Raw genomic sequence first — 15,132 nt, 5'->3', positions numbered from 1 at the left:
CTGACGCAGCGATTCCTGACGCAGCACGAAATGTGGAGCCGGACATGACGAGGCCTTCGGACACGGTCGTCGACGCGCTGCGCGCGTCTCTGAAGGAGACCGAGCGGCTGCGACGGCAGAACCAGCAGCTGGCGGCGGCTTCCCGGGAGCCGATCGCGATCGTCGGCATGAGCTGCCGCTTCCCCGGCGGCGTGGCGAGCCCCGAGGACCTGTGGCGGCTCGTCGCCGACGGCGCCGACGCCATCGGCGACCTGCCCGACGACCGGGGCTGGGACGTCGACGCGCTCTACGACCCCGACCCCGACAAGCGCGGCACCTTCTACGCCCGCCAGGGCGGCTTCCTGCGCGACGCGGGGGAGTTCGACGCCGCGTTCTTCGGCATCTCGCCGCGCGAGGCCCTGGCGATGGACCCGCAGCAGCGGCTCCTCCTGGAGACCGCGTGGGAGGCCTTCGAGCGTGCCGGGATCGACCCGGCGACCCTGCGCGGCACCCGCGCCGGGGTGTTCGTCGGCTCCGGCTACCAGGGCTACGGCGAAGGCGTCCGGCAGGCCCCCGAAGGCGTCGAGGGCCACCTGCTGACCGGCAACACCACCAGCGTCATGTCCGGTCGCCTCTCCTACGTCCTCGGCCTCCAGGGCCCGGCGGTCACGGTCGACACGGCGTGCTCGTCCTCGCTCGTGGCCCTGCACCTCGCGGCGCAGGCCCTGCGCCAGGGCGAGTGCACCATGGCCTTGGCGGGCGGCGTGACCGTCATGTCGTCCCCCGAGACGTTCGTGGAGTTCAGCCGCCAGCGCGGTCTCGCGGTAGACGGCCGCTGCAAGGCGTTCGCCGAGGGCGCGGACGGCACCGGCTGGGGCGAGGGCGTCGGCATGCTCCTCGTCGAGCGCCTGTCCGACGCGCGCCGCAACGGCCACAAGGTCCTCGCGGTCGTCCGCGGCTCCGCCGTCAACCAGGACGGCGCGAGCAACGGCCTGACCGCCCCCAACGGCCCCTCCCAGCGCCGCGTCATCCGCGCGGCCCTCGCCAACGCGGGCGTGACCGCCGCCGACGTGGACGTCGTGGAGGCCCACGGCACCGGCACCACCCTCGGCGACCCCATCGAGGCCCAGGCGCTGCTCGCGACGTACGGCAAGGAGCACTCGGCGGAGCGTCCGCTGTGGCTGGGCTCGCTGAAGTCCAACATCGGCCACACGCAGGCCGCCGCCGGTGTCGCGGGCGTCATCAAGACGGTCATGGCGCTGCGCCACGGCGTCCTGCCCAAGACACTGCACGTGGACGCGCCGACCTCCGAAGTGGACTGGTCGGCCGGGAGCGTCGAGCTGCTGACCGAGGCCCGCGAGTGGACCGAGCGCGAGGCCGGACAGCCCCGGCGCGCGGGCGTTTCCTCCTTCGGCATGAGCGGCACCAACGCCCACGTCATCGTGGAGCAGGCGCCGCCGGTCGAGGAGCCGACGGCCGAGGAGGACTCCGCGACACCCGTGCTCCCGGGCGTGGTGCCCCTCGCCCTGTCAGGGAAGACGTCCGCCGCCCTGCGGGCCCAGGCGGCCCGACTGCACGCGCACCTGCTGGCGAACGCCGAGGTGGACGCGGACGACCTGGCCTGGACCCTCGCGGCGGCCCGTTCGCGGTTCGAGCAGCGGGGCGTCGTCCTCGGGCGCGACCGGGACGAACTCCTCGCCGGGCTTGAGCGCCTTGCCGAGGGCGAGGGCACCGCTCAGGGCGTGATCACCGGGCGCGCGCTGGGCGGGACGGTCCGTCCGGTGTTCGTGTTCCCGGGTCAGGGGTCGCAGTGGGCCGGGATGGCCGTGGAACTGCTGGAGTCCAGCCCCGTCTTCGCCGAGCGAATGCGGGAGTGCGCGGACGCGCTGTCGGAGTTCGTGGAGTGGGACCTGCTTGAGGAGTTGGGCGGCGACCGGTTCGACCGTGTCGACGTGGTCCAGCCGGTGTTGTTCGCGGTGATGGTGTCGTTGGCTGCCGTGTGGCAGGCGGCTGGGGTGAAGCCTGCCGCTGTGGTGGGTCACAGTCAGGGTGAGATCGCTGCCGCGTGCGTCGCGGGCGCGCTCTCACTGCGGGATGCCGCTCGCGTGGTGGCGCTGCGGAGCCTGGCCATCCGCGAACTGTCGGGCAAGGGCGGCATGGTGTCCGTGCCGCTGCCCGAGGCCGAGGTGCGTGAGCTGATCGTGGGCTGGGAGGGCCGGATTGAGGTCGCGGCCGTCAATGGCCCGGCCCAGGTGGTCGTCTCGGGTGAGCCGGAGGCCTTGGAGGAGCTGGTCGCTCACTGCACGGGTCAGGACATTCGCGCCCGTACGATTCCGGTGGACTACGCGTCGCACTCCTCGTACGTGGAGGAGATCGAGGCGCAGATCGGCCAGGCGCTGGAGGGTGTGAGCCCGCAGGCCGCCGAGGTCCCGCTGTACTCGACCCTGACCGGCGCCTGGCTGTCCGATGACACCCTGATGGACGCGGGCTACTGGTACCGCAACCTCCGCCAGACCGTCCTCTTCGAGCACGCCACCCGCGGCCTCCTGGCCGAGGGACACGGTCTGTTCCTGGAGATGAGCCCCCACCCGGTCCTGACGGTCCCGGTGCAGGCCACCATCGACGCGACCGACAGCCAGGCCGCCACCCTCGGCTCGCTCCGGCGCGACGAAGGCGGCGCGGCCCGCCTCGCGGCCTCGCTCGCCGAGGCCCACGCGTACGGCGCCGAGTTGGACTGGAAGGCCCTCCTCCCCGGCGCCCGCGCCACCATCGACCTGCCCACCTACCCCTTCCAGCGGCAGCACTACTGGCTGCGTGCCGACTCCGGGGCCGGTGACGTCACCGTGGCCGGGCTCGATGACGCGGGGCACCCGCTGCTCGGCGCGGCGGTGCCGCTGGCCGAAGGTGACGGGCATCTGCTCACCGGACGGCTCTCGCTGCGCACGCACCCCTGGCTGGCCGACCACGCCGTGGCGGGGGCCGTGCTGCTGCCCGCGACGGCGTTCGTGGAGCTGGCGACGCGCGCGGGCGACCAGGTCGGCTGCGACCTGGTCGAGGAACTCACCATGGAGACACCGCTCGTCGTCCCCGAAACGGGCGGCGTACAGCTCCAGTTGACCGTGGGATCCGCCGACGCCTCCGGGCGGCGGTCGCTGGCCTTCCACTCCCGGCCCGAGACCGGGCCCGACGCGGGCGGCGCGGAGGCCGAGCCGTGGGCCCGGCACGCCACCGGCATCCTGGCCGTGAGCACGGCGGACGCCCTGCCCGGCGCATCCGACCTGGCCCAGTGGCCGCCGCGCGGCGCGGAGGCCGTGGGCGTCGAGGGCCTCTACGAGGAGTTCGCGGCGGCGGACGTCCAGTACGGCCCCGCCTTCCAGGGGCTGCGCGGCGCCTGGCGGCGCGGCGACGAGGTGTTCGCCGAGGTGAGCGTCCCCGAGGACCGGCGCGACGAGGCGGGCCGCTTCGGCCTGCACCCCGTGCTCCTCGACGCGGCGCTCCAGGCGGCGCACCTGGCACAGGACGGCTCGGACGGCTCGCACGGGCCGGACGGTTCGGACGGCGACGAAGGCGGCGCGCCCCGGCTGCCGTTCTCCTGGAGCGACGTCTCCCTGTACGCGACCGGGGCCAAGTCCCTGCGCGTACGCCTGACCCGTTCCGGAAGCGGCGGCGACACCGTCTCCGTGCTGCTGGCCGACGAAACCGGCGCGCCCGTCGCGCGCATCGGCGCGCTGGTGTCCCGCACCGTCGACGCCCGCCGGAGCCTCGCCGCGCAGCGCACCCGTGTCCCGCACCTGTACCGCGTCAACTGGGTCGCGGCGCGGGCCGACGGCACGGTCCGCGCCGACTCGTGGGCCGTCTTCGGCGCGGGCGCCGAGCGTGTGGCCCGCGCCCTGAGCGAGGACGGCGTCGACGTCACCGCGTACCCGGCCCTCGCCGACCTGGCCGCGGCGGTCGCCGACGGCACCGCGCCCGCGCCGGGCGTCGTGGTCGCGGCCCCGGACCTCACGGCGGCCCCGGACCTCACGGCCCCGGACCTCACGGCCCAGGACCCCACGGCGGCCGCCGACGACATCGCGGCCGCCGTGCACGCCACCACCCGTGACGCCCTCGCCCTCGTCCAGGCGTGGCTCGCCGACGCGCACCTCGCCGACGCGCGCCTGGTCGTCCTGACGCGCGGCGCCGCCGCCGTCACCCCCGACGAGCCGGTACCCGGCCTCGCCCACACCGCCGTGCTCGGTCTGCTGCGCTCCGCGCAGTCCGAGGAGCCCGGCAGGTTCGTCCTCGCCGACGTGGACGACGCGCCCGAGTCGCTGCGGGCGCTGCCCGCCGCGTACGCGCACGGCGAGCCGGAGTGCGCCGTGCGCGCCGGTGCCGTGCTCGTCCCCCGGCTCACCCGCGACCTCGGCGAACCCGCCGAGGCCCCCGCCGCCCTGAACGCGTCCGGCACCGCCCTGGTGACCGGCGCGCCCGGCGGTCTCGGCGGCCTCGTCGCCCGGCACCTCGCCACCGCGCACGGCGTACGGCACCTGCTGTTCCTCGGACGCCGCGGCCCCGAAGCGCCCGGCGCCACCGAACTCGCCGCGCACATGGCGGAGTTGGGTGTCGGCATCGACATCGTCGCCTGCGACGCCGCCGACCGGGACGCCCTCGCGGCGGCCCTGGCCCGCGTACCCGACGAGCACCCGCTCACCGCGGTCGTCCACACCGCGGGCGTCTTCGACGACGGCATCACCTCCTCGCTCACCGCCGAGCAGCTGGACCGCGTCCTGCGGCCCAAGGTCGACGCCGCCGTGAACCTGCGCGCGCTCACCGCGGCCGCCGACCTCGACGCGTTCGTCCTCTTCTCCTCCGTCGCGGGCGTCCTCGGCGGCGCCGGACAGGGCAACTACGCGGCGGGCAACACCTTCCTCGACGCCTACGCGCACGCCCTGCGCGGCCAGGGCGTGCCCGCGACCTCCCTCGCCTGGGGCCTGTGGGCCGAACGCGGTGGCATGGCCGGGCAGATCACCGCCGAGGACCTGGACCGGATGACCCGCTCCGGCGTCGCCCCGCTCGCCACCGAGCAGGGCCTCGGCCTCCTTGACGCCGCGCTCGGGCTCCGCGCCGCCGCCCTCGTGCCGGTGCGCCTCGACACCGCCGCGCTGCGCACCGCGCACGGCCCGCACCTGCCGCCGCTGCTCGGCGGCCTCGTCCACGGCCCCGCCCGGCGCGCCGTCGCCGACCGGGGCGGCGCGGACGGCGACACGCCCGCCCTGGTCCGCGGCCTGCGCGGCCTCGCCGCCGACGAGCGCGAGCGCGCGCTCCTCGACCACGTGCGCGGCCAGGCCGCCGCCGTCCTCGGCTACGCCTCCGGCGACGACGTGGACGCCGAGCGCGCCTTCCGCGACCTGGGCTTCGACTCCCTGACGGCCGTCGAGCTGCGCAACCGCCTGAAGGAGACGAGCGGCCTGCGGCTGCCCGCGACCCTCGTCTTCGACTACGCCAACCCCCTCGCCCTCGCCCGCCACCTCGCCTCCGAACTGACCGACGGCGACGGCGACAGCGAGACGACGGCGGGCACGACGCCGGGCGGCGCCCTCGCCGCGCCCGCCCACGCGCACACCGACGAACCCATCGCCATCGTCGCCATGAGCTGCCGCTTCCCCGGCGGCGTGGCGAACCCCGAGGACCTGTGGCGGCTCGTCGGCGCGGGCGCCGACGCCACCTCCGGACTGCCCGAGGGCCGCGGCTGGGACACCGCCAACCTGTACGACCCCGACCCCGACCACCAGGGCACCACGTACTCGCGCGGCGGCGGCTTCCTGCACGAGGCGGGCGAGTTCGACGCCTCGTTCTTCGGGATCTCGCCGCGCGAGGCCCTGGCGATGGACCCCCAGCAGCGGCTCCTCCTGGAGACGGCGTGGGAGGCCTTCGAGCGCGCCGGGATCGACCCGGCGACCCTGCGCGGCAGCGCGGGCGGCGTCTTCGTCGGCGCCTCGTCGCAGGGCTACGGCGAAAGCCTGCGGGAGGTCCCCGACGGCCTCGAAGGCCACCTGATGACCGGCAACTCCACCAGCGTCATCTCCGGCCGCCTCGCCTACTCCTTCGGCCTCGAAGGCCCGGCGGTCACCGTCGACACGGCCTGCTCGTCCTCGCTCGTGGCCCTGCACCTCGCGGCGCAGGCCCTGCGCCAGGGCGAGTGCTCCCTGGCCCTCGCGGGCGGCGCCACGGTCATGTCGGCGCCCGACACCCTCGTCGCGTTCAGCCGCCAGCGCGGCCTGGCCGCGGACGGCCGCTGCAAGCCGTTCGCTGAAGGCGCCGACGGCTTCGGCGTCGGCGAGGGCGTCGGCATGCTCGTCCTGGAGCGCCTCTCCGACGCCCGCCGCAACGGCCACAAGGTCCTCGCGGTCGTACGGGGCTCCGCCATCAACCAGGACGGCGCCAGCAACGGCCTCACCGCCCCCAACGGGCCCTCGCAGCAGCGCGTGATCCGTGCCGCCCTCGCCAACGCCCGCCTGACGGCCGCCGACGTGGACGCCGTCGAGGCCCACGGCACGGGCACGTCGCTCGGCGACCCCATCGAGGCCCAGGCCCTCATGGCCACGTACGGAAAGGACCGGCCCGGCGACCGGGAGCCCCTGTGGCTCGGCTCCGTCAAGTCCAACATCGGGCACGCCCAGGCGGCCGCGGGCGTCGCGGGCGTCATCAAGATGGTCATGGCGATGCGGCACGGCATCCTGCCGAAGACGCTGCACGCCGAGACGCCGACGACCGAGGTCGACTGGTCCGAAGGGGCCGTCGAGCTGTTGACCGAGGAGCGCGAGTGGACCGCGCCGGAGACGGGACGGCCGCGGCGCGCGGGCGTCTCCTCCTTCGGCATGAGCGGCACCAACGCGCACGTGATCGTGGAGCAGGCACCGGTGGAGGAAGCCCTTCCCGCCGACGCCGGCGACGGGCCCGCACCGACCCCCGCACCGTCGGTGGTCCCCGGCCTCGTCCCGCTGGCCCTGTCGGCGAAGAGCGAGAACGCGCTGCGCGCACAAGCGGACCGGCTCCGGGAGCGCTTGCTCGCCGAAGCGGACCACGACGACACCGAGAAGATCGGCCTGACGGACCTCGGCTGGTCCCTGACGATGACCCGTTCGCGGTTCGAGCACCGGGGCGTCGTCCTCGGCCGCGACCGCGAGGAACTCCTCGCCGCCCTTGAGCGGCTCGCCGAGGGCGACGCCACGGCCGATGGCGTGGTCACGGGCCGCGCGGTGAGCGGTGCGGGTCGTACGGTGTTCGTGTTCCCGGGGCAGGGGTCGCAGTGGGCCGGGATGGCGCGCGAACTCCTCGATGAGTCGCCGGTGTTCGCGGAGCGGATGCGGGAGTGCGCCGATGCCCTGTCGGAGTTCGTGGACTGGGATCTCCTTGAGGAGCTGGGCGGGGAGCACTTCGACCGTGTCGACGTGGTTCAGCCTGTGCTCTTTGCGGTGATGGTGTCGTTGGCTGCTGTCTGGCGTGCGGCGGGTGTGGAGCCCGCCGCTGTGGTGGGTCACAGTCAGGGTGAGATCGCGGCCGCGTGCGTGGCAGGCGCGCTGTCGCTGCGGGATGCCGCCCGCGTCGTCGCGCTGCGCAGCCTGGCGATTCGTGAGCTGTCGGGCAAGGGCGGCATGGTGTCGGTGCCGCTGCCCGAGGCCGAGGTCCGTGAGCTGATCGCGGGCTGGGAGGGCCGGATTGAGGTCGCGGCCGTCAACGGACCTGCCCAGGTGGTGGTGTCCGGCGAGCCGGAGGCCTTGGAGGAGCTGGTCGCGCAGTGCGTGGGCCAGGACGTTCGCGCCCGTACGATCCCCGTGGACTACGCGTCGCACTCCTCGTACGTGGAGGAGATCGAGGCGCAGATCGGCCAGGCGCTTGAGGGTGTGAGCCCGCAGGAGGCTCAGGTCCCGCTGTACTCCACGCTCACCGGCTCGTGGCTGGACACAACGCCGATGGACGCGGGTTACTGGTACCGCAACCTGCGCCAGACCGTCCTCTTCGAGCACGCCACCCGCGGCCTCCTCGCCGAGGGCCACGGTCTGTTTCTGGAGATGAGCCCCCACCCGGTCCTCACCGTCCCCGTTCAGGCCACCATCGAGGCCGCCGGGCGCGAAGGAGCGGCCGTCGCCCTGGGGTCCCTGCGGCGCGACGAAGGCGGGGCGGCCCGCCTCACGGCCTCGCTCGCCGAGGCCCACGCGCGCGGTGCCGAGCTGGACTGGAAGGCGTTCTACCCGGGCGCCGGAACCGTCGTCGACCTGCCCACCTACGCCTTCCAGCGCCAGCACTACTGGCTGACCGAGGACGAGGCGCCGGGCGCGGAGCCCGTACTCGCCGTGGACGAGGTGGAGGCGCGCTTCTGGGAGGCCGTGGAGCGCGAGGACCTGGCGGAGCTGACGGCGGAGCTGGAGATCGCGGAGGACTCGGCCGCGGGCCTCGGGTCCGTCCTGCCCGCCCTGTCCTCGTGGCGGCGGCAGCGGCGCGAGCGGTCGGCCCTGGACGCCTTGCGCTACCGCGTGACCTGGAAGCCGCTGGCGCACAGCGCCCTGCCGACGTCCGGGCTCACCGGCCGGTGGCTGGTGGTGCTGCCCGAGAACGCCGCGAAGCACTCGTGGGCCGCGGGCGCCGTCGCGGCCCTGACGCGGGCCGGTGCGGAGGCGGCCGAACTGCGGCTCACCTCGGACGAGTTGACGCGTGAGGCGCTGGCCGAGCGGCTGCGTGACCTCCCCGGCGGGGAGCTCGCCGGTGTGGTCTCGCTCCTCGGTCTCGACGAGAGCCCCGTCGACGGGCACGAGGCCGTGTTCGCCGGGCTCGCGGGGACCGTCGCGCTGGTGCAGGCCCTCGGCGACGCCGGGATCGGCGCCCGCCTGTGGACGGTGTCGCACGGCGCCGTCGCCACCGGCCGCGGCGACCGGGCCGTCAGCCCCGACCAGGCCCAGCTGTGGGGCCTCGGCCGGGTCGTGGCCCTGGAGCACCCGGACCGCTGGGGTGGTCTGGTCGACCTGCCGCCGTCGTACGACCCCCGCACCGGCGCGCGCTTCGCCGCAGCCCTCGCGGGGCCCGGCGGCGAGGACCAGCTCGCGGTGCGGAACACCGGCGTCTTCGTGCGCCGCTTCGCGCACGCCCCGCTGCCCGAGGACCGGGGCGCGGAGCCCCAGTGGTCGCCGCGCGGCACCGCCCTGATCACCGGCGGTACGGGCGCGATCGGCGGCCACGTGGCGCGCTGGCTGGCTCGCGAGGGCGTCGAGCACCTCGTGCTCACCAGCCGCCGCGGCCTCGATGCCCCGGGCGCGGCCGAACTGAAGGCCGAACTGGAGGAGCTGGGCGCCGACGTCACCGTCGCCGCCTGCGACGTGGCCGACTGGGACGCCGTCGCGGGACTCCTCGACGAGCTGGCGGCGGACGGGCGCACCGTGCGCTCCGTCTTCCACGCGGCGGGCGCCGGTCAGGAGCAGCCGCTGCACACCATGACCACGGCGGACATCGCCGCCGTCCTGGAGGCGAAGGTCGCGGGCGCCGCGCACCTCGACGAGCTCCTCGACACCGGTTCGCTCGACGCGTTCGTGCTGTTCTCCTCCAACGCCGGAGTGTGGGGCAGCGGCAGCCAGGGCGCCTACGCGGCCGCCAACGCCCACCTCGACGCCCTCGCCGAGTGGCGCCGCGCCCGCGGCCTGACCGCGACCTCCGTCGCGTGGGGCCTGTGGGGCGGCGGCAGCGGCATGGCCGGTGCCGAGGCCGAGGAAGCGCTGCGGCGCGTCGGCGTCACGGCCATGGAGCCGGGGCTCGCGGTCGCCGCGCTCGCCCAGGCGGTGGCGTACGACGAGACGTTCGTGGCCGTCGCGGACGTGGACTGGGAGCGGTTCGCGCCCGCCTTCACGTCGGTGCGGCCCAGCCCGTTCATCGGCGACCTGCCCGAGGTGCGGCGCGCCCTCGAAGGACCGGAGACCGCCGCCACGCCCGCCGCGGCGCACGCGGCCGCGGGTTCCGAGTGGGCCGAGCGGCTCGCCGCCCTGCCGGTGCCGGAGCGTGAGCGGGTGGCCCTCGACCTCGTACGGGCGCACGCCGCGGCCGTACTCGGCTACGCGGGCGCGGAGGCCGTCGAGCCCGACCGCGCCTTCCGCGAGCTCGGCTTCGACTCCCTGACGGCCGTCGAGGTCCGCAACCGGCTCACCGCCGCGACCGGCCTCAAGCTGCCCACCACCCTCGTCTTCGACTACCCCAACGCCCGGCTGCTCGCCGCCCATCTGCGCCGCGAGGCGCTCGGCGACGCGCCGGGCACCACCGGGACGCGCGCCGTCGCGCCCGCGCCCGCCGACGACCCGATCGCCATCGTGTCGATGAGCTGCCGCTACCCGGGCGGCGCCACCAGCCCGGACGCCCTGTGGCGGCTCGTGTCCGAGGGCACGGACGCGATCTCGGTGTTCCCCGCCGACCGGGGCTGGGAGACCACCGGCGCGGCGGCGTACCGCGCGGAGGGCGGATTCCTCTACGACGCCGCCGAGTTCGACGCCGCGTTCTTCGGCATCTCGCCGCGCGAGGCCCTCTCCATCGACCCCCAGCAGCGCCTCCTCCTGGAGGCGTCGTGGGAGCTGTTCGAGCGCGCGGGCATCGCCCCCGCCTCCGTACGCGGCCACCAGACCGGCGTCTTCATCGGCTCCGGCTACCAGGGCTACGGCGAGGGCGTCCAGGACCTGCCCGAGGGCGTCGAGGGCTACCTGCTCACCGGCAGCGCCGGAGCCGTGGTCTCCGGCCGTCTGTCGTACGCGTTCGGGCTCGAAGGCCCGGCGGTCACGGTCGACACTGCCTGCTCGTCCTCGCTGGTCGCGCTGCATCTGGCGGCGCAGGCGCTGCGCCAGGGCGAGTGCGACATGGCCCTCGCGGGCGGTGTCACCGTGATGTCGACGCCCACCGCCTTCGACGAGTTCAGCAAGCAGCAGGGCCTCGCTGCCGACGGCCGGTGCAAGCCGTTCGCCGAGGCGGCGGACGGCACCGGCTGGGGCGAGGGCGTCGGCCTGCTCCTCCTGGAGCGCCTCTCCGACGCGCGCCGCAACGGCCACGAAGTCCTCGCGGTGGTCAAGGGCTCCGCCGTGAACCAGGACGGCGCGAGCAACGGCCTGACCGCCCCGAACGGGCCCTCCCAGCAGCGCGTCATCCGTGCCGCCCTCGCCAACGCCGGGCTTTCCGCCAGCGATGTGGACGCGGTGGAGGCCCACGGCACGGGCACGACCCTGGGCGACCCGATCGAGGCCCAGGCCCTCCTCGCCACGTACGGCCAGGAACGGCCGGAGGACCGGCCGCTGTGGCTGGGTTCGGTGAAGTCCAACATCGGCCACACCCAGGCCGCTTCGGGCGTCGCCGGTGTCATCAAGATGGTCCTCGCCCTGCGTGAGGGCGTCCTGCCGCAGACGCTCCACGTGGACCGGCCCAGCTCGCACGTGGACTGGTCGGCGGGTGCCGTCGAGCTTCTGACGGAGGCCCGTGAGTGGGCCGAGCGTGCGGACGCACCGCGCCGCGCGGGCGTCTCGTCCTTCGGCGTGAGCGGTACCAACGCCCACGTGATCGTCGAGCAGGCACCGGTCGAAGAGCCCGCTGAGCTCGTGGAGTCCGTCGCGCCGGTGACGGCCGTGCCGTGGCTGGTCTCGGCGCGCAGCGCGGACGCGCTGCGGGCGCAGGCCGAGCGGCTCCGGAACCACATCACGGACGACCCCGCCCTGGACGCCGTCGACCTGGGCTGGTCGCTCCTGTCGGGCCGGTCGCCGCTGGAGCACCGGGCCGTGGTCCTGGGCCACGGCAGGGAGGACCTCCTGACGGGCCTGGAGTCGCTCGCGTCCGGCGGGCGCGGGGCCGTCACGGGCTCGGTCGTCGAGGGCCGCCTCGGTGTCGTCTTCACCGGCCAGGGCAGCCAGCGCATCGGGATGGGCCGTGAGTTGTACGAGACGTTCCCGGTGTTCGCGGATGCTTTGGACGAGGTGTGCTCCCATATTGACCAGTGGATAGAACGTTCGCTCCAGAGCGTGATGTTCGGTACGGACGCGGACCTGCTGGAGCAGACCGGTTACGCCCAGCCCGCATTGTTTGCCGTCGAGGTCGCCCTCTACCGTCTCGCCGAGTCCCTGGGCGTACGCCCGGAGATCGTGGGCGGTCATTCGATCGGTGAGCTGGCTGCCGCGTACGTAGCCGGGCTGTGGTCCCTGGAGGATGCGGCTCAACTGGTCGCTTCTCGGGGCCGGTTGATGCAGGCCCTGCCCGAGGGCGGCGCCATGCTGGCCGTGCAGGCCACGGAAGCGGACGTGCTTCCCCTCCTGACGGACCGCGTGGGCGTGGCGGCGGTGAACGGCCCCGCTCAGCTGGTGCTCTCCGGTGAGCGCGCGGCTCTGGAAGGCTTGGAGGAGACCCTGCGAGGCGAGGGCCGCAAGGTGAAGTGGCTGAAGGTCAGCCACGCCTTCCACTCGCCCCTGATGGACCCGGCCCTGGATGACTTCCGCAAGGTCGCGGCCAAGCTGACGTACCAGGATCCGACACTCCCGGTCGTCTCCAATCTCACCGGTGAACTGGCGGATCCCGCAGAGCTGAAGGACCCGGAGTACTGGGTCCGTCACATCCGTGAAGCGGTCCGTTTCCACGACGGTCTGAAGGCGCTCCAGGGGCAGGGTGTCTCGACCCTGCTGGAGCTGGGTCCGGACGCCGTTCTGACGGCCATGGCGCATGACACGCTCACGGATCCGGCCGCGCAGGCGGGCCTGGTCGGTGCGCTGCGCAAGGACCGCCCCGAGGCCGAGGCGTTCCTCGCTGCCCTCGCGCAGCTGCACGTACGCGGCGTAGAGGTCGACTGGGCACCGCTGTACGCGCCGGTCGAGACGCGGCGCCGTGTCGAGCTGCCCACGTACGCCTTCCAGCGCGACCGCTACTGGCTGACGTCGGGCCCGGCCGCCACCCGTATGGGCGGGGTCGCCGCCGACGAGGTGGAGGCGCGGTTCTGGGAAGCCGTGGAGCGGGAGGACCTGGAGTCGCTGAGTGCCGAGCTGGGCGGCGGAGCCGACGGTGGCGCGCTGGGCGCGGTGCTTCCGGTCCTGTCGTCGTGGCGGCGGCAGCGGCGTACGGCCTCGACGTTGGACGCCCTGCGCTACCGCGTGGCCTGGAAGCCGCTCGGCCACGCGCCCGCCGCGCGGCTCGACGGCACGTGGCTGCTCGTCGTGCCGGACGGCGGCGCGGACGCCGCCGACTGGGCGGCCTCGGTCGAGCACGCGCTCGACGGGCTCGGCGCCGAAGTGCGCACGGTCGTCGTACCGGACATCGAAGGCGCCGACCGCGACGGACTCGCGGAGCGGCTGCGCAAGGAGGTGGCGGCCGGAGACGGCGCGCTGACCGGCGTGCTCTCGCTGCTGGCCGCGGACGAGGAGCCGCACGCCGTGCGCGGCGGGGTGAGCCGCGGGCTCGCCGCGACCGTGACCCTGGTGCGGGCCCTGCACACCGCGGACCTGGACGCCCCGCTCTGGCTCGCCAGCCGGTCCGCGCTGACCGTCGGCGGCGTGGACCCCGCGCCCCGGCACGCGCAGGCGGCCCTGTGGGGCCTGGGCCGCGTGGTGGCCGTGGAGTACCCGCGGCTGTGGGGCGGCCTGGTCGACCTGCCGGAGACCGTCGACGAGCGGGCCGCCGCCGGGCTCGCCGGTGTCGTCGGCGGCGCGTGGGCCGGTGAGGACCAAGTGGCCGTACGAGGCTCCGGGGTGTTCGCGCGCCGCTTGGAGCGGGCACCGCTCGACACCGCAGCGGCGGGGGAGTGGACGCCGGACGGCACCGTCCTGGTGACCGGCGGCACGGGCGCCATCGGCGGACACGTCGCGCGCTGGCTCGCGGAGCAGGGTGCCCGGCACCTCGTCCTGACGAGCCGCCGGGGCGCGGAGGCCCCGGGTGCCGCCGAACTCCGGGCGGAGCTCGAGGAGTTGGGGGCCGAGGTCACGATCGCCGCCTGCGACGTGGCCGACCGCGACGCGCTGGCGGGCCTGCTCGACGCGATGCCCGACACCGCCCCGCTGACCGCCGTCTTCCACACGGCGGGCGTCCTGGACGACGGCGTACTCGACGGAGTGACGGCGGAGCGGATCGCCACCGTCTTCCGTGCGAAGGTCGAGTCGGCCCGCCACCTGGACGAGCTGACGTCCGGGCTCGACCTGTCGGCGTTCGTGCTCTTCTCGTCCTTCGCCGGGCTCTCCGGCGGTACCGGGCAGGGGAGTTACGCCGCCGCCAACGCCGCGCTCGACGCGCTCGCCGAGCACCGCAGGGCGCGCGGCCTCACCGCGACCTCCGTCGCCTGGGGCGCGTGGGACGGTGGCGGCATGGCCGCCGACCGGGCGCGGGGCGGCGCCGTGCCGCCCATGGAGCCGGGGCTCGCGGTCGCCGCGCTCGGCGGGGCCCTCGGCCAGGACCAGGCCGTCACGGTCATCGCCGACGTCGACTGGGAGCAGTACCTGGCAGGCGGCCCGGCGCTCGCGCCCAACCCGCTCTTCGCCGACCTGCCCGAGGCCCGCGCCCTCCAGGAGCGCACCGCCCGCACGGACGGCGAAGCGGCCGACGGCACGGAACCCGACCTCGTACGGCAGCTCGCGGCGCTCTCCGGGCCCGAGCGGGACCGGCTCCTGGAGGACCTGGTCCGCACGCACGCAGCGGACGTCCTCGGCTACCCGGGGCCCGAGCGGGTCGAACCCGGCCGTGCCTTCCGGGAGCTGGGCTTCGACTCCCTCACCGCCGTCGAACTGCGCAACGCGCTCGGCGCGGCCACCGGGCTGCCCCTGCCCACCACCCTCGTCTTCGACCACCCCACGCCCGTGGCGCTCGCCGCCTACCTCAAAACCGAACTGGCCTCGGGCGACGGCGAGTCGGCGGCGCTCCTGTCCCAGCTCGACACGCTGGAGCTGGGGCTCGCCGAGAGCGCGCCGTCGGACGACGAGCTGGCCACGATCGCCGAGCGGCTGCGGGCGCTGCTCGACCGGTGCACCCGTGGCGCGGACGACGACGAGGACGCGCAGGTCGCGGAGGAGCTGGAGTCCGCGACGGACGACGAGATGTTCGACTTCATCAGCAAGGAGTTCGGGATCTCCTGATGTGCCGCCCCGCCTTCCCCTGACGCGGCACCCCGCAATCCCCTGATGTGCCGCCCCC

General features: G+C 75.0%; 1 protein-coding gene. It reads left to right on the top strand.

What is annotated here, in order from left to right; all coding sequences use genetic code 11:
* Positions 1-44: 44 nt before the first annotated feature.
* Positions 45-15,074, top strand: a complete 15,030-nt coding sequence (locus tag ACIG3E_RS30955; RefSeq protein WP_399622871.1) for a type I polyketide synthase — start codon at positions 45-47, stop codon at positions 15,072-15,074.
* The last annotated feature ends 58 nt before the right edge of the window (positions 15,075-15,132 follow it).

Source organism: Streptomyces sp. NPDC053474 (assembly GCF_044544845.1).
Taxonomy (GTDB): Bacteria; Actinomycetota; Actinomycetes; order Streptomycetales; family Streptomycetaceae; genus Streptomyces.
The sequence above is the reverse complement of the archived record's forward strand: the minus strand, read 5'-3'. Positions and strand labels throughout refer to the sequence as shown.

Coding starts and splice junctions, on each gene's coding strand:
- ACIG3E_RS30955 (WP_399622871.1), top strand. CDS start 45: ATGACGAGGCCTTCGGACACGGTCGTCGACGCGCTGCGCGCGTCTCTG.